This window comes from Actinotalea alkalitolerans (assembly GCF_023369855.1).
Classification (GTDB): domain Bacteria; phylum Actinomycetota; class Actinomycetes; order Actinomycetales; family Cellulomonadaceae; genus Actinotalea.
This window is the reverse complement of the sequence record NZ_JAMBPP010000009.1, coordinates 94,150-116,293: the sequence shown is the minus strand read 5'-3', so window position 1 is coordinate 116,293 and position 22,144 is coordinate 94,150. Positions and strand designations below refer to the sequence as shown.

General features: G+C 72.3%; 22 protein-coding genes. 20 read left to right on the top strand and 2 right to left on the bottom strand.

The features are described 5' to 3' along the window. Nucleotides 1-128 precede the first annotated feature (128 nt). Entirely contained in the window at nt 129-863 is a 735-nt protein-coding gene (locus M1R94_RS12860; RefSeq protein WP_249382102.1) for an HAD family hydrolase, read from the top strand. Here the strand turns inward: M1R94_RS12860 and M1R94_RS12855 are convergent. Next, entirely contained in the window at nt 832-1,806 is a 975-nt protein-coding gene (locus M1R94_RS12855) for a RecB family exonuclease (protein ID WP_249382101.1), read from the bottom strand. The two genes, M1R94_RS12860 and M1R94_RS12855, sit on opposite strands and share 32 nt — an antisense overlap. A 51-nt stretch (nt 1,807-1,857) precedes the next feature. On the opposite strand from M1R94_RS12855, the gene M1R94_RS12850 reads away from it, so the two are divergent. The 10 genes from M1R94_RS12850 (at nt 1,858) to hisF (ending at nt 12,561) form a co-directional block, all read left to right on the top strand. After that, nucleotides 1,858-2,994, top strand: coding sequence for a site-2 protease family protein (locus M1R94_RS12850; RefSeq protein WP_249382100.1), 1,137 nt, complete (start codon nt 1,858-1,860; stop codon nt 2,992-2,994). Nucleotides 2,995-3,005: 11 nt separating this feature from the next. Next, a complete protein-coding gene (locus M1R94_RS12845; RefSeq protein ID WP_249382099.1) occupies nt 3,006-4,121 on the top strand; it encodes a tRNA (adenine-N1)-methyltransferase in 1,116 nt (371 codons plus the stop codon). Nucleotides 4,122-4,195: 74 nt separating this feature from the next. After that, nucleotides 4,196-5,890 carry a proteasome ATPase gene (gene arc / locus M1R94_RS12840; RefSeq protein ID WP_249382098.1) on the top strand — a complete coding sequence of 565 codons (1,695 nt, stop codon included), beginning with the start codon at nt 4,196-4,198 and terminating at the stop codon, nt 5,888-5,890. Between the two features lie 22 nt (nt 5,891-5,912). Further along, nucleotides 5,913-7,544 carry a depupylase/deamidase Dop gene (dop, locus tag M1R94_RS12835; RefSeq protein ID WP_308199908.1) on the top strand — a complete coding sequence of 544 codons (1,632 nt, stop codon included), beginning with the start codon at nt 5,913-5,915 and terminating at the stop codon, nt 7,542-7,544. 82 nt (nt 7,545-7,626) lie between these two features. Continuing rightward, nucleotides 7,627-7,824 carry a ubiquitin-like protein Pup gene (locus tag M1R94_RS12830; RefSeq protein ID WP_249382097.1) on the top strand — a complete coding sequence of 66 codons (198 nt, stop codon included), beginning with the start codon at nt 7,627-7,629 and terminating at the stop codon, nt 7,822-7,824. A 6-nt stretch (nt 7,825-7,830) separates the two neighbouring features. Continuing rightward, nucleotides 7,831-8,673 carry a proteasome subunit beta gene (gene prcB, locus M1R94_RS12825; protein ID WP_249382096.1) on the top strand — a complete coding sequence of 281 codons (843 nt, stop codon included), beginning with the start codon at nt 7,831-7,833 and terminating at the stop codon, nt 8,671-8,673. Then, the gene (gene prcA, locus M1R94_RS12820) at nt 8,670-9,410 is read left to right on the top strand and encodes a proteasome subunit alpha (protein WP_249382095.1); all 741 of its coding nucleotides are present in this window, start codon (nt 8,670-8,672) and stop codon (nt 9,408-9,410) included. The genes prcB and prcA overlap by 4 nt, the downstream gene beginning before the upstream one ends. A 3-nt stretch (nt 9,411-9,413) precedes the next feature. After that, nucleotides 9,414-10,775, top strand: coding sequence for a Pup--protein ligase (gene pafA, locus M1R94_RS12815; RefSeq protein ID WP_249382094.1), 1,362 nt, complete (start codon nt 9,414-9,416; stop codon nt 10,773-10,775). A 133-nt stretch (nt 10,776-10,908) separates the two neighbouring features. Then, nucleotides 10,909-11,781 (top strand): FKBP-type peptidyl-prolyl cis-trans isomerase, encoded by an 873-nt coding sequence (locus M1R94_RS20790; protein WP_249382093.1) that lies wholly within the window; start codon nt 10,909-10,911, stop codon nt 11,779-11,781. A gap of 9 nt (nt 11,782-11,790) precedes the next feature. Then, nucleotides 11,791-12,561: an imidazole glycerol phosphate synthase subunit HisF gene (gene hisF, locus M1R94_RS12805; protein ID WP_249382092.1), complete on the top strand. Its 771-nt coding sequence runs from the start codon at nt 11,791-11,793 to the stop codon at nt 12,559-12,561. Between the two features lie 18 nt (nt 12,562-12,579). On the opposite strand, the gene M1R94_RS12800 is transcribed toward hisF, so the two are convergent. After that, nucleotides 12,580-13,242, bottom strand: a complete 663-nt coding sequence (locus tag M1R94_RS12800; protein ID WP_249382091.1) for a TIGR03085 family metal-binding protein — start codon at nt 13,240-13,242, stop codon at nt 12,580-12,582. A 277-nt stretch (nt 13,243-13,519) separates the two neighbouring features. On the opposite strand from M1R94_RS12800, the gene M1R94_RS12795 reads away from it, so the two are divergent. The 9 genes from M1R94_RS12795 to trpC all read left to right on the top strand — a co-directional run bounded on the left by M1R94_RS12795 (nt 13,520) and on the right by trpC (nt 22,142). Further along, nucleotides 13,520-15,346 (top strand): ABC transporter ATP-binding protein, encoded by a 1,827-nt coding sequence (locus M1R94_RS12795; RefSeq protein ID WP_249382191.1) that lies wholly within the window; start codon nt 13,520-13,522, stop codon nt 15,344-15,346. Continuing rightward, nucleotides 15,343-17,211, top strand: coding sequence for an ABC transporter ATP-binding protein (locus M1R94_RS12790; RefSeq protein WP_249382090.1), 1,869 nt, complete (start codon nt 15,343-15,345; stop codon nt 17,209-17,211). The genes M1R94_RS12795 and M1R94_RS12790 overlap by 4 nt, the downstream gene beginning before the upstream one ends. Before the next feature lie 46 nt (nt 17,212-17,257). Beyond that, nucleotides 17,258-17,653 carry a phosphoribosyl-AMP cyclohydrolase gene (gene hisI / locus M1R94_RS12785; protein ID WP_249382089.1) on the top strand — a complete coding sequence of 132 codons (396 nt, stop codon included), beginning with the start codon at nt 17,258-17,260 and terminating at the stop codon, nt 17,651-17,653. Beyond that, entirely contained in the window at nt 17,650-19,230 is a 1,581-nt protein-coding gene (locus tag M1R94_RS12780; RefSeq protein ID WP_249382088.1) for an anthranilate synthase component I, read from the top strand. Before hisI ends, M1R94_RS12780 begins: the two co-directional genes overlap by 4 nt. Further along, the gene (locus M1R94_RS12775; protein WP_249382087.1) at nt 19,227-19,847 is read left to right on the top strand and encodes a Trp biosynthesis-associated membrane protein; all 621 of its coding nucleotides are present in this window, start codon (nt 19,227-19,229) and stop codon (nt 19,845-19,847) included. Before M1R94_RS12780 ends, M1R94_RS12775 begins: the two co-directional genes overlap by 4 nt. A gap of 111 nt (nt 19,848-19,958) precedes the next feature. After that, nucleotides 19,959-20,246: an HGxxPAAW family protein gene (locus M1R94_RS12770; protein WP_249382086.1), complete on the top strand. Its 288-nt coding sequence runs from the start codon at nt 19,959-19,961 to the stop codon at nt 20,244-20,246. Between the two features lie 30 nt (nt 20,247-20,276). Beyond that, the gene (locus M1R94_RS12765) at nt 20,277-20,687 is read left to right on the top strand and encodes a CD225/dispanin family protein (RefSeq protein ID WP_249382085.1); all 411 of its coding nucleotides are present in this window, start codon (nt 20,277-20,279) and stop codon (nt 20,685-20,687) included. A gap of 6 nt (nt 20,688-20,693) precedes the next feature. Further along, nucleotides 20,694-21,185 carry a DUF2752 domain-containing protein gene (locus tag M1R94_RS12760; protein ID WP_249382084.1) on the top strand — a complete coding sequence of 164 codons (492 nt, stop codon included), beginning with the start codon at nt 20,694-20,696 and terminating at the stop codon, nt 21,183-21,185. Between the two features lie 144 nt (nt 21,186-21,329). After that, nucleotides 21,330-22,142: an indole-3-glycerol phosphate synthase TrpC gene (gene trpC / locus M1R94_RS12755; protein ID WP_249382083.1), complete on the top strand. Its 813-nt coding sequence runs from the start codon at nt 21,330-21,332 to the stop codon at nt 22,140-22,142. The last annotated feature ends 2 nt before the right edge of the window (nt 22,143-22,144 follow it).

The window sequence follows — 22,144 nt, the reverse complement described above, 5'->3', positions numbered from 1 at the left end:
GGCCGTCGCTCATCGCCTGCCGAGGTGCGACCGGGGGTGATCTCGCGCACGGGCGCCGGCGTCCAGCCGCTGGGCAGGTAGCCTCGCGTGATGCATGAGATGAGGCACGGTCACGACGGGAGCCCATCGTGACCCCCCGACCCGACGGCGGCACAGCAGGCCGTTCCCACGACCCGACCGGCACCCTGCCCGCGGCGGTCCTGTGGGACATGGACGGGACCCTGGTGGACACCGAGCCGTCGTGGATGGCCGCCGAGGCCGCACTGGTCGGTGAGCACGGTGGGGAGTGGACCGAGCACGACGCCTTGCAGATGATCGGGCTGCCGCTGCCTGCTGCCGCGAAGATCTTGCAGGGGCACGGGGTCGACCTGCCGGTCGAGGTGATCACCGAGCGTCTGGTCGACGGTGTCTCCGAGGCGATCTCCCGGCACGTCGAGTGGCAACCTGGTGCCCTCGAGCTGTTGGTGGCCCTGCGCCACGCGGGGGTCCCGTGCGCCCTGGTGACGATGTCCTACCGGCGCCTGGCCGCCACCGTCGTCGCCGCGGCACCGCAGGGATCGTTCGCGGCGGTCGTCACAGGGGACGAGGTCACCTTCGGCAAGCCCCACCCCGAGCCGTACCTGCGGGCCGCGCAGATGCTCGGGGTCGACGTCCGGGAGTGCGTGGCGATCGAGGACTCCCCGCCGGGCATCGGGTCGGCCCTGGCCGCCGGGGCGTCGACCCTGGGTGTCGAGCACATCGCACCGGTGGTCGCCGCGCCGGGCCTGAGCCGGGTCGGCTCCCTCGCCGAGATCGACCTCGGCGACCTCGCGCGCATCGCCTCCGGTGAGGTCATCGACCTGCTCGTGCGGTCAGGGGCCTGACGCCGAGGCTCAGCTCGACAGCCCCTTCCGGCACGGGCGGGGGCGTTCCGCCGAACGCCGGGCAGATGGACTGGTGCGCGCACCAGCCGCACAGCTTGCTGGTCCGCGGCCGCCAGCTGCCCTGCTCCGCCGTGCTGCGGATACCCGCCCAGATGGCGCGCACCCGCTTCTCGGTGGTCTCGATCTCGGCGGCGTCCGGGACGTGCCGCAGCAGGGTGCCGTCGCCCAGGTAGACGAGCTGGAGCATGGCGGGGATCCGGCCACGCAGACGGGACAGCACCAGCGCGTAGAAGCGCATCTGGAACAGGGCGCCACCCTCGTACCCTGCCCGCGGTGACTTCCCGGTCTTGTAGTCCACGACGCGCAGGGCGCCGTCGGGGGCGACGTCGAGCCGGTCGACGATCCCGCGCAGCTGCAGGCCGTCCTCGAGCTCGGTCCGGACCGTGAGCTCGCGTTCGGCAGGCTCGAGCCGGTTCGGGTCCTCGAGCGTGTAGTAGGTCTCGAGCAGCGCACCGGCATGGTCGAACCACCCGGTGAGGTCGTCGGCGTCCTCGAGGACCTCGGCGACGGCCGGCTCCTCCCGCACCATGCGCTCCCACTCGCCAGCCAGCAGGCCGCGGGCGTGGTCCAAGGTCCTACGGCCGGCGGGGACGTCGAAGACCCGCTCGAGGACCGCGTGGACGAGCGTCCCGCGCACCGCGGCTGCGCTCGCAGGCTCGGGCAGCCGGTCGATCACCCGGAAGCGGAAGAGCAGCGGGCACTGGAGGAAGTCGTTGGCCCGGGAGGGCGACAGACCCGGTGCGGAGCGAGGGCGTCGCCCGGCCTGCAGACCGTCCGGCAGGTCGTCGACGCCGGTGGCCGGGACCGTCACGTCGGCGGTCAGCGGAGCGGGGCCGCCCGACGGGGCGGGCAGCATGACGGGTGTCGCTGGATCGGTCGGCACGCCTGCAGGGTACGTCGTCGGTACGACACGGTCCCCCGTAGGGTTTCGCCTGTGGAGAGAGCCGACGGTGCGCACGGTGGCACCAAGGGATGGGTCGTGGGTCGGGCCGCCGGTGCGCCGGTGGTGGTCTCACCGGGCTGGGTCGTGGCCGCCGTGGTCCTCACGCTGCTCTTCACGCCGACCGTACGGATCTTCGCCCCCGGGATCGGCGGTGAGGCCTACGTCGTCGCGCTGGCCTTCGTCCTGCTGCTCTTCGGCTCGGTCTTCCTGCACGAGCTCGCCCACGCGACGGTCGCGCGGCGGCGTGGGCTGGTCGTCCGTGAGCTCGCGGTGACCCTGTGGGGCGGGCACACGCAGTTCGGCGCCGCAGCACCCACCCCGTCGACGAGCGCGCTGGTGGCGATCGCCGGGCCTGCGGTCAACCTGGTGCTCGCCGGGCTCAGCGCGGCACTGTGGACGGTGCTCCCCTCGACGTCGCTGGTCGCGCTGCTCGTCGGCGCCGCTGCCGTCGCCAACGCCTTCGTCGGCGCCTTCAACCTGGTGCCCGGTCTTCCCCTGGACGGTGGACGGGTCCTGGAGGCCCTGGTGTGGAGGGTGGGAGGGTCACGGCACCGGGGGACCCTGGTCGCGGCGTGGGTCGGGCGCGCGGTCGCGGCCGCCATCGTGCTGTGGGCCCTGGCGGCTCCCGCCCTGCAGGACCGGGAGCACGATCTCCTCCAGGTGGTCTGGTCCGTGCTGATCGCCTCCTTCCTGTGGAGCGGGGCGAGCCGGTCGGTGCAGGGCGCGCGCGGTGAACGGGCCGTCGAGGCGCTGTCGGTACGGGACCTGATGACCCCCGCCGTGGGAGCCGTCGCCACGGCCACCCTGGACGAGGCCGTGCCCGGTGACGCGAGCGGGCCCGACGTCGTCCTGCTCGGTACCTCGGGTGAGGTGCTGGGCGTCGTCGAGAGGGCGGCCGCCGCTGCGGTCCCCGTCGCGCTGCGGGGGTCCACGCCGCTGACCGCCGTCGCGGTACCCCTGCCTCCCGGGGCGGAGGTCGACGGGTCGCTCACCGGCAACGACGCGTTGCGGGCGGTGGCGGCAGCTGCCCGGCTGGCCCCGGTCATGGTCGTGACCGGACCGGGCGGGCGGGTGGTCGGACTGCTGCGGGCGCAGGACGTCGTCACCGCGCTGCGGCCCTCCACCTAGACTCCTGGCTCGTGACAGCCGACGCAGACCGCACCGACGCCCCTCCCGCCGAGCACGAGATCCCGGTCGTCACGGGGGCCCGCGCGCGACGGGGCCCGCTGCGGGTCGGCGACCGGGTCCAGCTGACCGACCCTCGCGGCCGGCTGCACACCATCACCCTCGCCCCGGGGGCGAGCTTCCACACCCACAAGGGGTACTTCCGCCACGACGACCTCATCGGGGCGCCCGAGGGGTCCGTGGTGGCCAACACGGCGGGCATCGAGTACCTCGCGGTCCGCCCGCTGCTGGCCGACTACGTGCTGTCCATGCCGCGCGGGGCGGCCGTGGTCTACCCCAAGGACGCCGGCCAGATCGTGGCCATGGCGGACATCTACCCGGGCGCCCGGGTGGTCGAGGCCGGGGTCGGGTCGGGGGCGCTGACGATGTCGCTGCTCCGTGCGGTGGGTGACGGCGGCTACCTGAGGTCGATCGAGCGCCGGGAGGACTTCGCGGCGATCGCCCGGGCCAACGTCGAGGGGTTCTTCGGCGGCACCCACCCGGCCTGGCGGCTGTCGGTCGGGGACCTGAGCGACGTGCTGCCGTCGGCCGAGCCGGACGGGTCGGTCGACAGGGTCGTGCTCGACATGCTCGCCCCCTGGGAGAACCTCGACGCGGTGGCCCGTGCCCTGGCGCCCGGCGGTGTCCTGGTCGCCTACGTGGCCACCACGACCCAGCTGTCGCGGCTGGCCGAGGACCTGCGCGACGACGGCCGCTTCACCGAGCCCGAGGCATGGGAGTCGATGGTGCGCGGCTGGCACCTCGAGGGCCTCGCGGTGCGACCCCAGCACCGCATGGTGGGTCACACCGGCTTCCTGTTGACCGTCCGACGCATGGCGGACGGCGTGAGCGCACCGGTCCGACGTCGCCGCCCGGCCAAGGGGAACTACCCGGTGCTCGACGAGACCGCCTGGGATCCCGAGGAGCTCGGCGAGCGAGCCGTCTCGGACAAGAAGATCCGTCGGGTGCGACGCGATCTCGGTGCGACCGGACCGGTCGGGACGGCGGGTCCCCTCACGCCCGAGGCCGCCGGCACGGACGGCATCACGTCGGCCGTCGACCAGCCGGCGGACGATCCCGGCAGCGACTGACGCCTCGGCATAGGCTCGTGGTGTTCGGACCGACGCCCGTGGGCGTCGAGCGACGTGCACCAGCGGGAGGCACCATGACCCAACCGGATCAGGACCGCCAGGACCTCACAGGGCCGGCACGGGGCACGGGCGCGGTCGGAGGCCCGGCCAGCACCGACGCCGCACGTCAGGCCGCCGCCCTGGCGAGCAAGAACGAGCGGCTCGCCGAGGCGCTGCGCGGTGCGCGGGACCGGATCGTCGAGCTCCAGCAGCAGCTCGACGACCTGAGCAAGCCGCCCGGCACCTTCGCGACCTTCCTCGCCGCGCGTGAGGACGGATCGGTCGAGATCCTCTCTGCAGGCCGCAAGATGCACGTCCAGAGCGCCCCGGCCGTCGACGTCTCCACGCTGCGTCCAGGCCAGGAGGTCAAGCTCAACGAGGCCCTGACGGTCGTCGAGGCCGGCGGCTACGAAGAGGTCGGGGAGCTCGTCACCGTCAAGGAGCTCATCGGTGCCGATCGGGCGCTGGTCGTGGGTCGCGCCGACGAGGAGCGCGTGGTGCGCCTCGCCGGGCCGCTGGTGGACGGCCCGCTGCGGGTGGGTGATGCGCTGACCATCGAGTCGCGCACCGGTTTTGTCTTCGAGCGCATCCCACGGTCCGAGGTCGAGGAGCTGATCCTCGAGGAGGTCCCCGACATCGCCTACGAGGACATCGGAGGCCTGGGGCCGCAGATCGAGCAGATCCGCGACGCGGTCGAGCTGCCGTTCGCCCACCCCGAGCTCTTCCGCGAGCACGGGCTGCGTCCGCCCAAGGGTGTGCTGCTCTACGGTCCGCCCGGCTGCGGCAAGACGCTCATCGCCAAGGCGGTGGCCCGGTCGCTGGCCGACATGGTCGTGCTCCCCTCGGCGGACGGATCGCCGGGTGCCCCCGGCAAGAGCTACTTCCTGAACGTCAAGGGCCCCGAGCTGCTCAACAAGTACGTGGGGGAAACCGAGCGCCACATCCGGCTGATCTTCGCCCGTGCTCGGGAGAAGGCCTCGGAGGGGACGCCCGTGGTGGTGTTCTTCGACGAGATGGAGTCGCTGTTCCGCACGCGCGGGACGGGTGTGTCGAGCGACGTGGAGACCACGATCGTCCCCCAGCTGCTGAGCGAGATCGACGGGGTCGAGCGGCTCGACAACGTCATCGTCATCGGCGCGTCGAACCGCGAGGACATGATCGACCCGGCGATCCTGCGACCGGGGCGGCTCGACGTGAAGATCAAGATCGAGCGTCCGGACGCCGAGGCCGCGCGCGAGATCTTCGGCAAGTACCTCACCGCTGCCCTGCCGATGAGCCAGGACGACGTCGACGAGCACGGTGGTGACGCGGATGCCGCTGTCGAGGCCATGATCCAGCGGGTCGTCGAGCGGATGTACGCCGAGACCGAGGAGAACCACTTCCTGGAGGTCACCTACGCCAGCGGCGACAAGGAGATCCTGTACTTCAAGGACTTCAGCTCGGGCGCGATGATCCAGAACATCGTGGACCGTGCGAAGAAGTCTGCGATCAAGGAGCTCCTGGCCACCGGTCATCGGGGGATCCGGGTCGAGCACCTCCTGGCCGCGTGCGTCGAGGAGTTCAAGGAGAACGAGGACCTGCCCAACACGACCAACCCCGACGACTGGGCGAGGATCTCGGGCAAGAAGGGCGAGCGGATCGTGTTCATCCGCACCATCGTCCAGGGCAAGCGGGGCACCGGGACGGGCCGGACCATCGAGACGGTGACGCCCACAGGCCAGTACCTCTGACCCTCCGCACTACCCTGGCCGGGTGACAGTGCGCCGCGTGATGGGGATCGAGACCGAGTACGGGCTGGTCCAGCCGGGCCGTCCGAACGCCAACCCGATGCTCCTGTCGAGCCACGTGGTGGCCGCGTACGCCCAGCTCGTGGACGAGCGCGCCGGGCACGGTGCAGGTGCCCGTGCACGCTGGGACTACGAGGACGAGGACCCGTTGGCGGACGCGCGCGGGTTCCGTCTGCAACGGGCCTCGGCGCACCCGTCGCTGCTCACCGACGACCCGGACCGTCCGGCGCCGTCCGGACCGACGCAGCAGGGCTTGGACGTCACGCACGTCGCGCGCCCGGCCAGCGAGGAGTACGACGACCCGGCTGCTGCGACCTCGATCCTGACCAACGGGGCCCGGCTGTACGTCGACCACGCGCACCCCGAGTACTCCTCGCCCGAGGTCACCAACCCGCTCGACGCGGTGCTGTGGGACAAGGCCGGCGAGTCCGTGATGCTCGCCGCGTCACGCTCCCTGACGGCGAACCCGGCGATGCCGGATGTCGTGCTCTACAAGAACAACGTCGACGGCAAGGGTGCCTCGTACGGGACCCATGAGAACTACCTGGTCGACCGTGCGGTCCCGTTCGAGGAGATCGTGCGCCTGCTGACCCCGTTCCTGGTCACGCGTCAGGTCTTCACCGGCGCGGGACGGGTCGGTCTGGGCGTCGCCGGGCAGGGGGCCGGGTTCCAGCTCTCGCAGCGCGCGGACTACATCGAGGCCGAGGTCGGGCTCGAGACCACGCTGCGGCGGCCGATCGTCAACACCCGCGACGAGCCGCACGCCGACCGGACCAGGTGGCGGCGCCTGCACCTGATCATCGGCGACGCCACCCTGCTCGAGGTCGCGACGTACCTGCGGCTGGGGACCACCTCGCTGCTGCTGTGGCTCGTCGAGGAGGGGCAGACGCACCCCGAGCTGCTCGCGCCGCTCGCGGGGCTGCGACTGGCGGACCCGGTCGGCGCGGTGCGTCAGGTCAGCCGTGACCTGAGCCTGCGGCAGACACTCGACCTCGCGGACGGTCGGCGGATGACGGCGCTCGAGGTCCAGGGTGCCTACCTGGAGGCCGTCCGGGCGGCGCTCGGGGTCACCCAGGGTGCGCCCGACGAGGCGACCCGGCTGGTGCTCGACCGTTGGGCCTCGGTGCTCGACCGGCTCGCCGACGACCCGATGTCCTGTGCGCGGGAGGTCGAGTGGGTGGCCAAGCTGCGGCTGCTCGAGGGCCTTCGCTCACGCGACCACCTGGCCTGGGACCACCCGCGGCTCGCCGCGATGGACATCCAGTGGTCGGACGTGCGTCCCGAGCGAGGGATCTTCCACCGGCTGCAGGCCTCGGGCGCGGTCGAGCGGCTGACCACGGACGCCGACGTCGCGCAGGCCGTGCACGAGCCGCCGTCGGACACCCGGGCGTTCTTCCGCGGCAACGTGGTCCGCCGGTTCCGCGGGGAGGTGCGGGCGGCGAGCTGGGACTCGGTGGTCCTGGACGTCGCGAGCCTGTCGAGCCTGCGTCGGATCCCGCTGCGCGACCCGTGGCGAGGGACCAGGGCGCACGTGGGTGAGCTGCTGGACCGGTCACCGGACGCGGCCACGCTGGTCGAGCTGCTCGGCATCGAATGAGGTCGGCCGGGCCGGGGGACGTGCGTGTCGCACGGGCCGCCTAGGATCGAGGGGTCAGGTCCACCGCACCGGGAGGTCCATCATGGCTGGGCAGGAACAGAGCCACCGCGAGCACGACGACCGGCCGGACGACGACGCCCCTGAGGCTCCGGTCCCCACCGCCCCGGGCGCGCAGGCGCGTGACGCCGAGGTCGACGCGCTCCTGGAGGAGATCGACGAGGTCCTGGAGTCCAACGCGGAGTCCTTCGTGCGCGGGTTCGTGCAGAAGGGCGGGCAGTGACCACTGATGCCACCGGAGAACTCGGACCCCTCGGGTCGACTGCCCCTGGCGTTCACCGCCACCGGGAACGCCTCGTTCCTGGACTTCCTCGCCGCGCACGCCCCCGGGATGCTGCCGATCGGCCGTGGGTTGCCGGTGGGTGAGGTGCCCGCGAGCCCGCACGGCACCACGATCGTGGCCTGCTCCTTCGAGGGCGGTGTGGTCATGGCCGGGGACCGTCGCGCGACGATGGGGTCGATGATCGCGAGCCGGGAGATCGAGAAGGTCTTCCCGGCAGACGAGTACTCCGCGATCGGCATCGCCGGGACCGCCGGGCTCGCCCTGGAGCTGGTGAGGCTCTTCCAGCTCGAGCTCGAGCACTACGAGAAGATCGAGGGGACGCTCCTGTCGCTCGACGGCAAGGCCAACCGGTTGGCCACGATGATCCGCGGGAGCCTCGGGCTGGCCATGCAGGGTCTGGCCGTGGTCCCTCTCTTCGCCGGCTACGACCTGGACCGGAGGGCCGGGCGTATCTTCTCCTACGACGTGACCGGGGGACGGTACGAGGAGCGAGAGCACCACAGCGTGGGCTCGGGGGCGGTCTTCGCCCGGGGCTCGCTCAAGAAGCTCTGGTGGCCCGGGATGACGCCCTCGGACGCGGTGCGCACCGTGCTCCATGCACTGGTCGACGCCGCGGACGACGACTCCGCCACGGGCGGCCCTGACCTCGCGCGCCGGATCTGGCCGGTGGTGGCCACGGTCACCGCCGAGGGGTACCGGCGGGTCGACGACGACGCACTGACCGCCGCGGTGGTCGAGGTCGAGTCGGCGCGCCGGGCGACCGGGGCGACGGGGGGTGACCAGCGATGAGCATGCCGTTCTACGTCTCGCCCGAGCAGCTCATGAAGGACCGGGCCGACTACGCCCGCAAGGGCATCGCGCGCGGTCGCCCGGTGGTGGTGCTCGCGTACGACGAGGGCATCGCGTTCGCCACCGAGAACCCCTCACGGGCCCTGCACAAGGTCTCGGAGATCTACGACCGGATCGCGTTCGCTGCGGTCGGCAAGTACAACGAGTTCGAGAACCTGCGGGTGGCCGGGGTGCGCTACGCGGACCTGCGTGGCTACTCCTACGACCGCACCGACGTCAGCGCGCGCGGACTGGCGAACGCCTATGCCCAGACGTTGGGCACGGTGTTCACCACCGAGTCCAAGCCCCTCGAGGTCGAGCTGGTCGTCGCCGAGGTCGGCGCCACCGCCGAGGAGGACCAGATCTACCGGCTCTCCTACGACGGGTCGGTCGCCGACGAGCGCGGGCACGTCGTGATGGGCGGGCAGGCCGAGCAGATCGGGGCACGTCTCTCGCAGGACTGGCAGCCCGGCATGGACCTGTCCGGAGCGGTGCGCCTGGCGGTCCAGGTGCTCGGTCTGCAGCCCGAGGGTGAGCCCAGGGTCATCCCGCCCGACCAGCTCGAGGTCGCCGTGCTCGACCGGACGCGCCCGCGCCGGGCCTTCCGTCGGTTGCCGGCCGCGATGCTGACCGACCTCCTCCCGACGCAGGTCGACGACCCACCGCCTGCGCCGTCGCACCCTGCCGAGCAGGGCTGAGTCATGGACCGCAGGATCTTCGGCCTCGAGACCGAGTACGGCGTGACGTGCGCGGTGGACAGCGGGCGGGGGCTGTCGGCGGACGAGGTCGCCCGCTACCTCTTCCGCAAGGTGGTGGCCTGGGGCAGGTCCTCGAACGTGTTCCTGCGCAACGGCTCACGCCTGTACCTGGATGTCGGCTCGCACCCGGAGTACGCGACAGCCGAGTGCGACGACGTGCGTCAGCTCGTGGCTCACGACCGGGGCGGGGAGCGGATCCTCGAGGGCCTGGTCGCCGATGCGCAGCAACGCCTCGAGCACGAGGGCGTCGCGGGCCGCATCCACCTGTTCAAGAACAACACCGACTCGGCCGGGAACTCCTACGGGTGCCACGAGAACTACCTGGTGCGCCGGCAGGGTGACTTCGGACGCCTCGCCGACGTGCTGGTCCCGTTCCTCATCACCCGACAGGTGCTGGCCGGTGCGGGCAAGGTGCTGCCGACCACCCGCGGGGCGACGTACTGCCTGAGCCAGCGGGCCGATCACATCTGGGAGTCGGTGTCGAGCGCGACCACGCGGTCACGGCCGATCATCAACACCCGCGACGAGCCGCACGCCGATGCCGAGCTCTACCGCAGGCTGCACGTGATCGTCGGGGACTCCTCGATGTCCGAGACCACGACCCTGCTCAAGGTCGGTGCGACCGACCTGGTGCTCCGGCTGGTCGAGGCCGGCATCCCGATGCGGGAGATCGCGCTCGAGAACCCCATGCGGGCGATCCGGGAGATCAGTCACGACCGGACCGGGAACAAGCCGGTGCAGCTCGCCAACGGGCGTACGGCCTCCGCGGTCGAGATCCAGGAGGAGTTCCTCTCCCGGGTCCAGGACTTCGTCGCCACCGGGGTCGAGCTGACCCCGGTGATCAAGCAGACCCTGGACCTGTGGGAGCGGGGCCTGCGCGCCGTGCGGACCGGGAACCTCGCCCTGGTCGACCGCGAGCTGGACTGGGTGATCAAGCTGCGGCTGATCGAGCGGTACCAGGCCAAGCACGGGCTGAGCCTGGACGACCCCCGCATCGCGCGCCTCGACCTGGCGTACCACGACATCTCGCGGACCGAGGGCCTGTACAACCTGCTCGCGTCGAGGGGGATGGTCGAACGGGTCGTGACCGACCTCGACGTCTTCGAGGCCACGGCGGTCCCGCCTCAGACGACCCGGGCCAAGCTGCGGGGCGACTTCGTCCGGCGGGCCCAGGAGGCCCGTCGTGACTACACGGTCGACTGGGTGCACCTCAAGCTCAACGACCAGGCCCAGAGAACGGTCCTGTGCAAGGACCCGTTCCTGAGCGTCGACGAGCGCGTGGACCGGCTGCTGGAGTCGATGTAGGGGTTGTGTGAGCGTCCGCCCGCAGGGGGCACAACGGGGTCTCCTGAGCACGTACAGTGAGCGACGCGACGGACCGGGCCGGTGTGCTCGGGCGTCGCACCCCTGTCTGCCCAGCCCGACCGGAAGGCTCCCCGTGCGTCGCCTCACCACGGTCCTCACCTCCTTGACGGTGGCGGCCGCCCTCCTCTCGGGATGCTCACCCGAGCAGGGTTCTGCCCCGGAGGTGGTCGTGACCGGTGAGCCGGGCCAGGTCCCGGTCCTGGAGTACGAGGCGCCCCTGACCGTGGGTGAGGCCAGGGCTGAGGTCGTCTGGGAGGGCGAGGGGCCCTCGGTGGCCGACGGGCAACCGATCCTCGTGGACTACTACGCCGAGGCCGGCGCTGACGCGAGCCTGGTCGGCGAGACGTTCACCAGCGATCCGCGTCCCTACCTGCTGAGCGCCGAGGCCCTGGGGGTCGACATCTACCGGGCGCTCAGCGGGCGGACCGTCGGTTCGCGGATCCTGCACCTCGCGCCGCCCTCGGACGGTCAGAGCTCGTCGACCGTGGCGGTCTTCGACCTGCTTCCCACCCGCGCGGCGGGCGAGCCTGTCGAGCCCCGTGACGGTCTGCCCACCGTCGAGCTCGCCGAGAACGGCGAACCGACCGTCACGATCCCGGAGGGCGAGCCGCCCAGCGAGCTGGTCGTCCAGCCGCTGATCAAGGCCACCGGGCCGCAGGTCGAGCCGATGCAGGTGATCACCGTCCAGTTCACCGGGGTCCGCTGGTCCGACGGCACGGTCTTCGACTCGAGCTGGGACCCGGGCAAGCTGCCCGCCCCGTTCCCGATCGGTGTGGGCAGCGTCATCGCGGGGTGGGACGAGGGGCTCGTCGAGCAGACTGTCGGCTCGCAGGTCCTGCTCATCATCCCGCCGTCGCTCGGCTATGGGGGTACCGACCAGGAGCTTGCTACCGAGACCCTCGTCTTCGTCGTCGACATCCTGGCCGCCAACGGCCGCAACAGCTGAGGACTGCGCATGACTGCCGCTGTCAGGGTCATCCCGTGCCTGGACGTCGATGCCGGCCGCGTCGTCAAGGGCGTCAACTTCGCCGACCTGCGGGACGCCGGCGACCCTGTCGAGCTCGCACGGCGGTACGACCTCGAGGGTGCGGACGAGATCACGTTCCTCGACGTCTCGGCGTCCTCCTCAGACCGTGCCACCACCTACGACGTGGTGCACCGCACGGCAGAGGAGGTCTTCGTCCCGCTGACGGTCGGTGGTGGTGTGCGCACCACCGACGACGTCGACCGGCTGCTGCGGGCGGGTGCCGACAAGGTCGGGGTCAACACCGCGGCGATCGCGCGGCCAGCGCTGGTGGCCGAGATCGCGCGACGGTTCGGCAGCCAGGTGCTGGTGCTCTCGGTCGACGCCCGGCGGGTCGTGGACGGTCCGGCCACGCCCTCGGGGTTCGAGGTCACCACGCACGGGGGCCGTCGGGGCACGGGGATCGACGCGATCGAGTGGGCACGCCGAGCGGTCGACCTCGGTGCGGGCGAGGTCCTGCTCAACTCGATGGACGCGGACGGCACGACCTCGGGGTTCGACCTCGAGATGCTCGGCGCGGTGCGCGAGGTGGTCTCGGTCCCGCTGATCGCCAGCGGGGGAGCGGGCACACCCGAGCACTTCCTCGAGGCGGCACGCGCCGGTGCCGACGCGATCCTCGCGGCCAGCGTGTTCCACTTCGGTGCCCTGACCATCGGGCAGGTCAAGGACCACCTGCGGGCCGGCGGGATCGTCGTCCGCTGACCCATCGGATGCCGCCGGTCAGCGTGCCCGGAACCCGTCCAGCGCACGGACGGCCTCGGGCTCGCCGTCGACGGTGACCTGGGCGGCGCCGGCCCGGTCGAAGGCGTGCAGGGCGAGCTCGCCCACCGGACCCTGGACCACGACGGTCGCGGACCGGTCCGCTCCCCGCCTGCCGGACGGGACACGGGTCAGCTGACCGTCGCCGTCGGTCAGGACCACGGTCACGGGGCAGCCCCGGTAGAGCAGCCTGGCCACCTGCGACAGGCCCCGCCACAGCGCGTCGACGTGAGCGGGTGGCGCCGGCCGGGGGGCGACTCCCTCGTCGCGCGCCCCACGGCGGACGTCCTCGGTGTGCACGAAGAGCTCGAGCAGCTGGGGGGCGTCCCCGGCCCAGCGCAGGGGGTGCCACGGGGCAGGGCCGGTCCGCACCCGGTCGACCAGGGCCGCGTAGCCCTCGGGGGTGCTCGACCGCTCACCCAGGTCCAGCGTCATCCGCTCGGTGCGGGCCGCAAGCGGACGGAGCACGATGCCGGCCGCGACGAGCGGCGCGGACTCGCGCAGCACCACGTGCGCGGCGAGGTGCTCGGTGGACCATCCCTCGCACAGGGTGGGGGCTCCGGGACCGGCGAGGGTCAGGGCGTCGGCCAGCGCAGCGCGCTCGAGGGGGTGGTGCCAGGGCATGGTGCATCGTCGCACGCCAGGCCGCGTGCGGGCGTCGCGACCGGGCCGGTCGCGAGCATCGGGGAGCGGGTCGCCTGCCCGCAGCCCTGGGCACGGTCGCACCCGGCCGAGGGGCGTCGTGTCACCGCCTCGTGCGATGCTGTGCATCTCCCCTCGAACGATGGAAGGACGTGGAGTGCGCCCGCGCTCGAAACGCTTCGACCGACCGGACCGGCATGACGACGGGTCGGTGCCGGCGGCCCTGACCGGTGGTGCGGTGCGCCGCTCGCTGCAGCTCATGTGGCGCGGTATCGCGTCGCAGCCCCGCACCTACGCCGCCGCGATCGGCCTCTCCGCGGTCTTCGGAGCCACCACCGTGGCGGTCAGCCAGGTGCTCGGTGCCGTGACCGACCGGGTCGTGATCCCCGCGCTGGGTGGTTCGGCCGAGGCGCGGGCCGACCTCTGGCTCGCCGGGCTCGCCCTGGTCGCGGTCGCCGTGACCCTCGCGCTGTCGGTGGCCGGGCGCCGGATCTTCGCCGGCATCGGGTACGCGAGCCTGCAGGCCGGGCACCGTCGGGGGGTGACGCGTCAGTACCTGCGTCTGCCGATGACGTGGCACCGCGCGCACCCGACCGGGCAGCTGCTCTCCAACGCCAGCTCCGACGTGGAGGCCGCCACAGGCGTGTTCAACCCGTTGCCCTTCGCCCTGGGTGTCCTGGTGATGATCGTCGTGGCGGCCGGAGCGCTCCTGCGGATCGACGTGCTGCTCGCGGTCACGGCGCTGAGCGTCCTTCCGCTGGCGGTCCTGGCCAACGTCGTGTTCCAGCGGTACATGTCCCCGGCGATCACCCACGCCCAGCAGCTGCGTGCCGAGGTCGCCGACGTCGCGCACGAGAGCTTCGAGGCCGCGCTGCTGGTCAAGTCCATGGGGACCGAGGACCGCGAGCAGGGCCGGTTCGCCGAGCGGACCGACGCCCTACGAGCCGCCAACGTCCGGGTGGGTCGGGTCAGGGCTGTCTTCGACCCGGTGATCGAGCTGCTCCCGAGCCTGGGCACGCTGATCGTTCTGCTGGTCGGCGCGCACCGCGCGGCGGCCGGGGCGGTGCAGACCGGCGAGATCGTCTCGGCGGCCTACCTGCTGACGCTCATGGCGGTGCCGGTGCGGGCCTTCGGCTGGGTGCTCGGTGAGCTGCCGCGGGGCCTGGTCGGCTTCGACCGGATCGCCAGGGTGCTCGACGCGCGCGGTGAGATGCCGGCCGGCGACGTGCCGCTACCGGGTGAGGGCAGGGGTGCCCATGTCCGGATGACCGGGGTCGAGGTCACCGTCCCCACACCGCTCGGCCCACGGCGACTGCTCAGCGGCATCGATCTCGAGCTGACGCCGGGCCGCACGGTCGCGCTGGTGGGAGTCACCGGGGCGGGGAAGACGACAGTCGTCTCACTGCTCAGCCGTCTGCAGGACCCGAGCGCGGGGTCGGTCGAGGTCGACGGTGTCGACCTGCGTGACGCGCGGGCGAGCGACCTGACCGACCAGGTGGCTCTCGTCGCGCAGAACGCCTTCCTGTTCGAGGACACGGTGCGGGCGAACGTCACCCTGGCCGACCAGGACGACCCCCGTGCCCCCGACGACGACGCCGTCTGGCGGGCCCTGCGGCTGGCCCGGGTCGATGCGGTCGTGCGCGCGCTGCCCGAGGGGCTCGACGCGCCGCTGGGGGAGCGGGGGGCCAACCTGTCCGGTGGGCAGCGGCAGCGCATCGCGATCGCCCGGGCGCTGGTCCGTCGTCCACGGCTGCTCGTCCTGGACGACGCGACCTCGGCGGTCGACCCCGCGATCGAGCAGGAGATCCTCGCCGGGCTGCGGGCCGGTCCGGGAGCGCCGCGTGAGGCCGGACCCACGGTGCTGCTGGTCGCGTACCGGATGTCCTCGGTGCTCCTCGCCGACGAGATCGTGCACATCCATGACGGGCGTGTGGTGGACCGCGGTAGCCACGAGGAGCTCCTCTCGCGCGACCCGGGGTACCGCGACCTGGCCACGGCCTACCTCGTGGAGTCCGGTCGCAGGTCGGCTCTTCCGGGTCGCCGGACCGTCCCCGACACCACCACGGACGAGGAGGAGGGCCGATGAGGCGTCCGTCCCTGCGCCGGTCAGCAGCGCCCGCGGCCGGCCCGGCCGCGCCGTTGCGCGCCAACCTGCGGCGCGCGAGCGACGCCGGGGTCTGGGCGACCCTGCGCCGTGGTGCCGAGATCTCGCCCCAGCTGCTCCACGGGATCTGGGTCACCCTGGTGCTGGCCGTGCTCTCGGCTGCAGGTCGGGTCGTGGTCCCGGTCGCGGTCCAGCAGACCATCGACACGGGGATCCTGGCCGAAGGGGGGCCGCAGACCACCCGGGTGCTGGGCCTGGTCACCGGTGCCGCGGTGGTCCTGCTCCTGGCGGGTACCTGCGCAGCGCTCGTCAACATCCGTCTCTTCACCTCGACCGAGGCCGGTCTGGCGACCCTGCGGGTGCGCGCCTTCCGGCACGTGCACGACCTCTCGGTGCTGACGCAGAGCACCGAGCGCCGTGGTGCGCTGGTCTCGCGGGTCACGAGCGACGTCGACACCATCTCCCTGTTCGTGCAGTGGGGCGGGATCATGCTGCTCGTCTCGGGCTTGCAGATCCTCGTGGCCACGGGTCTCATGCTGGTCTACTCGTGGCAGCTGACCCTGGTGGTGTGGGGCTGCTTCCTGCCGCTCGTGCTCATCCTGCGACCGGCCCAGAAGCGGGTCAGCGCCGCCTACGGCGCGGTCCGGGAGAGCGTCGGGGCGATGCTCGGCGCGATCTCCGAGGCGGTGGTCGGGGCCGAGACCATCCGCGCCTACGGCGTCGGTGAGCGCACCCAGCGGCGGATCGACTCCGCGGTGAGGTCGACCCGTGACGCGATGGTGCGGGCCCAGGTCCGGGTGGCCACCGTGTTCTCGAGCGGTGTGCTGGTGGCCAACCTGGTGCTGTCCGCGGTAGTCGTCGCGGGGACCCTGCTCGGCATCGACGGGTCGCTCACGGTCGGTCGGCTGCTGGCCTTCCTGTTCCTGGTGCAGCTCTTCACCGGCCCGGTCCAGATGGCCACCGAGATCCTCAACGAGCTCCAGAACGCCGTCGCGGGGTGGCGCCGGGTGATCGGTGTCATCGACACCGAGGTCGAGGTCGTCGACCCGGGCGCGGACGGCGTGGTGACACCTCGCGGCGGTGCTGAGGTCGAGCTCCGCGGGGTGCGCTTCTCCTACCCCGACGGACCCGAGGTGCTGCACGGCGTGGATCTCGTCCTGCCTGCCCGGACGAAGGTGGCCGTGGTCGGCGCGACCGGCTCGGGCAAGTCGACGCTGGCCAAGCTCGCGACGCGACTGGCCGACCCGACCGACGGGCAGGTCCTGCTGGACGGTGTGGACCTGCGCGACGTGCGGCTGTCCAACCTCCGCGAGCGGGTGGTGCTGGTCCCGCAGGAGGGCTTCCTGTTCGAGGGGACCCTCGCGGAGAACGTCGCCTACGGCGCACGCGGGGCGCAGGCCGAGGTGCGTGATGCCGGGACGCCGGACATCGACGCGGTGGTGGAGAACGCCTTCACCGAGCTCGGCCTGTCGGACTGGCTCGCCGACCTGCCCGACGGCCTGCGGACCGATGTCGGCCAGCGCGGTGAGCGCATGTCGGCGGGGGAACGACAGCTGGTCGCCCTGGCCCGCGCGCATCTCGCCGGTGCGGACTTCCTCGTGCTCGACGAGGCGACGAGTGCGGTCGACCCGGCCACCGAGGTCCGGATCGCTCGCGCACTGGACGCCTTGACCCAGGGTCGTAGCACGCTGACCATCGCGCACCGGCTCTCGACCGCCGAGGCGGCTGACCTCGTCGTGGTCGTCGAGGACGGTCACGTCGTGGAGGTCGGGACCCACCCGGAGCTGCTCGAGCACGAGGGCGCGTACGCGGGGATGCACGCGGCGTGGCTCGCACAGACCCGCTGACCGGACGGCGAGGTCGAGGGTCGGCCCGGCGTGGCAGGATCGTCAGGTGCTCGATACCCCTGACCCTGCCCCTCGCACGGCCCTCGACCCGGCGGTGGCGGCACGCCTGAGCCGCGACCCCGCCGGACTCGTCTGCGCTGTGGTCCAGCAGCATGACACCGGCGAGGTCCTCATGGTCGGGTGGATGGACGACGAGGCACTCGGGCGCACCCTGACCTCGGGTCGGGTGACGTTCTGGAGCCGGTCGCGGCAGGAGTACTGGCGCAAGGGCGACACCTCGGGTCACGTCCAGCACGTGCGGTCGGTGGCACTGGACTGCGACGGCGACGCCGTCCTGGTCCGGGTCGACCAGGTCGGTGCGGCCTGCCATACCGGGACCCGCACCTGCTTCGAGGCGGGTGGTGACCTGCACGCGGTCGTCGGCGCGGAGGAGGTCTCGTGACCCCCGCTCTGCCGGTACCCGGCGCCGGGTCGCAGCAGGCCCCGGTCGACGTCCCCTGGGGCAGCACCTGGCCCGGGCTGGCCACCTTCCGTGAGCTCGCACGAGACCGTCGGGTGATCCCGGTCGTCCGACGGCTCCTGGCCGACGACGTCACACCGGTCGGCCTCTACCGCACCCTGGCCCAGGGTCGGCCGGGCACCTTCGTGCTCGAGTCCGCCGAGGTGGACGGCACGTGGGCGCGGTACTCGTTCATCGGGGTGCACTCCCGGGCGACGTTGACGGTCGACGGCACCCAGGCGCGGTGGCTCGGTGACGTGCCGGTCGGCGTCCCCACCGACGGTGACGTGCTCGAGGTGCTCGCGGCGACCCTCGACGTGCTGCGGGCCCCGGCGATCCCCGGGCTGCCGCCGCTGACGGGTGGGTTGGTCGGCACCCTCGGGTGGGACATCGTGCGGCACTGGGAGCCCACGCTGCCCGCCAAGGCTCCCGACGAGCTCGGCGTGCCCGAGCTCGCCCTGTGCCTGGCCACCGACCTCGCCGTGGTCGACCACGTCGACGGGTCGGTCTGGCTGATCGCCAACGCGATCAACTTCGACGACACCGACGAGCGGGTCGACGAGGCCCGTGCCGACGCGGTCGCTCGCCTGGACGGCATGCAGGCGGCACTGGTCGCCCCTGTCGTGGTCAACGCCGGGGTGCTCGACGACCGGCCCGAGCCGGAGCTCGAGTTCCGCAGCACCCGCGAGGAGTTCGAGGACTCGGTGCGCGCGGGCAAGGAGGCGATCCGTGAGGGCGAGGTGTTCCAGGTGGTGCTGTCCCAGCGCCTCGACCTGGACTGCCCCGCCGACCCCCTGGACGTCTACCGGGTGCTGCGCACGATCAACCCGAGCCCGTACATGTACCACTTCCGTCTGCAGGACGCCGAGGGTCGTGACTTCGCGGTGGTCGGTTCGAGTCCCGAGACGCTGGTCAAGGTCACCGAGGGTCGGGTCGTGACCTTCCCGATCGCTGGGTCCCGACCGCGGGGGGGCAGCCCCGAGGAGGACGCCGAGCTCGGCGAGGAGCTGCTCGCCGATCCCAAGGAGCGTGCCGAGCACATCATGCTCGTCGACCTGTCCCGCAACGACCTGGTCAAGGTGTGCGAGCCGACCTCGGTCGAGGTCGTCGAGTTCATGGCCGTCAAGCGGTTCAGCCACATCATGCACATCTGCTCCACGGTGGTGGGGCGTCTGCGACCGGGGGCCACGGCGCTGCAGGCACTGGTCGCCACCTTCCCTGCGGGCACCTTGTCCGGGGCGCCCAAGCCCCGGGCCATCGCCCTGATCGACGAGCTCGAGCCCGCGCGGCGCGGCATCTACGGCGGGACCGCGGGCTACTTCGACTTCGCCGGCAACATGGACATGGCGATCGCGATCCGTACCGCACTGATCCGTGACGGCCGGGCGAGCGTGCAGGCCGGCGGTGGGATCGTCGCTGACTCGGTCGAGGCGCTCGAGTACGCCGAGTCACGCAACAAGGCCGCCGCGGCGGTCCGGGCCGTCCAGATCGCCGCACGGCTGCGGACGGCGGGGGCGTGAGGCAGCCGGCGCCGTCGCCGGTCGCCCGACGCCGTGCCGTGCTGACCCTGCTGGGCCTCGGGGTCGGGACGCTCGGGGTCGGGTCAGCGACCTGGGTGCGGGCGCTGACCGCTACCGCCGTCGAGCCCGAGGTCGAGATCCTGGTCGCCGGGTCGACGGCCGCCCCCGGCGTGACCGCCGGCGGACTGGTGGTGGCTGCCGCCGCCCTCGCGCTGGCCCTGGGTGGTCGGTGGGGTCGCCGGCTGGCCGCAGCGGCCGTCGTCCTGGGTGGTGCCCTCGTCGTGGTGTCGGCCCTCGGGGTGGTCACGGACCCGGCGCCCGCTGCCGTCTCCGCGGCCCGTGCCGCGACGGGCGTCGGCGAGCTGACCGCTCCGGCTACCCCGACCTCGATGCCCGCGGTGGCACTGGTGCTCGGTGCCGTGTCGGTGGTGGTGGGTGGTTGGGTCGCTGTGGTCTCGGGGCGCTGGGAGGGTCCGAGCAGCCGTCATGACCCGCGCGCGGTCCCGGCCGGGGGTGGTTCTGGGGCGGACCGTTCGAGCACCGCACCGGGCTCCTCGGTACCCCCCGACGACCACGCCGACTGGGACGCGCTGACCCGCGGGGATGATCCCACCTGACCGTGCCCCACGACTGCTCCGGAACCAGAGGGGCGGCTCGCGGCGCACTGGGAGCCCAGGCTCCTCACTTTCGGTAGTGTTCGGGGGCGAATCCACGAAAGGCGTGCACGCATGGCAGACAAGTCCTTCGACCGATCCTCCGAGCGGGCCTACCTGCCTCCCTCGGCACCTCCGACCAACCACGGTCACACCACCGCGGCCTGGACCACGGTGATCCTCGTGCTCGTGGGTGCGGTCGTCGCCTCCTTGGCCGTCATGGGCTCCCTGGTCTGGCTGTTCTGGGTGGGTCTGGGCATCGTCCTGCTGGGTGTGATCGTCGGGCGGGTGCTCAAGATGCTCGGTTTCGGCCAGCCAGGACCTTCCACCGATTCGCGGGACACGGCGCACTCCGGGTCCTAGTTCCGTCCCTCCTCACGTCAGGACTTCTGCATGAGTACTCCGACCGGCCCGCAGGACCCCTACGACGCCCAGCCCCCGAGCGGTGGGTACGGCGCGCAGCCGCCCGGTGGCGGGTACGGATCGGCGCCGCCCCCGCCCAACTACTACGGCGGCAGCTCGACCCCTCCTTCGCCTCCGCCACCCAACTACCTGGTGTGGGCGATCCTCTCGACCATCCTGTGCTGCCTGCCGGTGGGCATCTTCTCGATCGTCTTCTCGACCCAGGTCAACACCAAGTGGGCGGCCGGCGACGTCGAGGGCGCGTACGCGTCGTCCAAGAAGGCCAAGCAGTTCGCGATCTGGGCCGCGGTGGCCGGTGTGGTCGTGATCGTGCTCTACCTCGTGCTGGTCTTCGCGGTGGGGCTCTCCATCGGTGGTCTCGAGAACCTCGACTCGTACTGACATCAGATGACCCCTGTGGCCACCCGGGCACCTGCCGACCCCGCGACACACGTCGTCGTGGGCGCCGCGCGTGAGGCGCCCGCCGGCTGGCCGCAGCGGATCAGGGCACTGGTCGCGCCCGCGGTGGTTGCCGCGGGTGCGACCGGTGCCCTCGTCGTCGTGGGGACGCTGTCGCCCTACCGGTCGGGTACGTACCCCACCTGCCCGCTGCTCGCACTGACCGGCCTGTACTGCCCGGGCTGCGGGTCGCTGCGGGCGACCCACGACCTGGTCAACCTCGACGTCGTGGCAGCGCTCGGGATGAACCCCCTGACCCCGCTCGCACTGCTCTTCCTGCTGACCAGCTGGGTGGCGTGGACCTGGCGGTCGGTGACCGGCCGACCACGAAGGTGGCTCGCCCCGCCGTGGGCTCTGTGGGCGCTGCTGGTCGTGATCCTGGCGTTCGCGGTCGCCCGGAACACGCCGTTCCTGGCCCCGTGGCTCGCGCCCGGAGGCTGACCGGCCAGCCCTCGGGTGGCTTCGACGCGCCTGCCCTGCCCGGTCCCAGCCCGTGGGCGTGGCGGGAGCCTGACTCCCACGGCTCTACGATGGCTGTCTGACACAGGGCCTGCGGGGGTGGGTCCGTCAAGAGAGGTGGCGCCCGTGACCGTCCTGGAGGACATCGTCGCCGGAGTTCGTAAGGACCTGGCGGACCGTGAGGCCCGGACCCCGCTCGCGGCGGTCAAGGAACGTGCAGCGCGGGTGCCCGAGGCCAAGGAGTGCCTGAGCAGCCTGCGTGACGAGGAAGCCGTCACGGTGATCGCCGAGGTCAAGCGGTCGAGCCCGAGCAAGGGGTCCCTGGCCTCGATCAGCGATCCGGCCGCCCTGGCGGTCGAGTACGAGGCCGGCGGGGCCTGCGCCATCTCGGTGCTCACCGAGGAACGTCGTTTCCATGGCAGCCTGGCCGATCTCGACGCGGTTCGTGCCGCGGTGGACGTGCCCGTCCTGCGCAAGGACTTCATCGTGACGCCCTACCAGGTCTGGGAGGCCCGGGCCCACGGCGCGGACCTCGTCCTGCTGATCGTCGCGGCCCTCGAGCAGACCGTCCTGACGTCGCTGGTCGAGCGCGTCCACTCGCTCGGCATGACCGCGCTGGTCGAGGTGCACGACACCGACGAGGTCTCGCGGGCCCTCGATGCCGGGGCACGGGTGATCGGGGTCAACGCCCGCAACCTCAAGAACCTGGAGATCGACCGGACGACCTTCGCGCGGCTCGCGCCGATGATCCCGACCGGTGTCGCGCGGATCGCCGAGTCCGGGGTGCGTGGCCCGCACGACGTGATGGACTACGCCCGCTCGGGCGCGGACGCCGTGCTGGTGGGCGAGTCGCTGGTGACCGGCCGCGAGCCGCGGTCCGCGGTCGCCGACCTCGTGGCCGCGGGTGCCCACCCCTCGCTGCGGGCGGTGCGTCAGTGAGC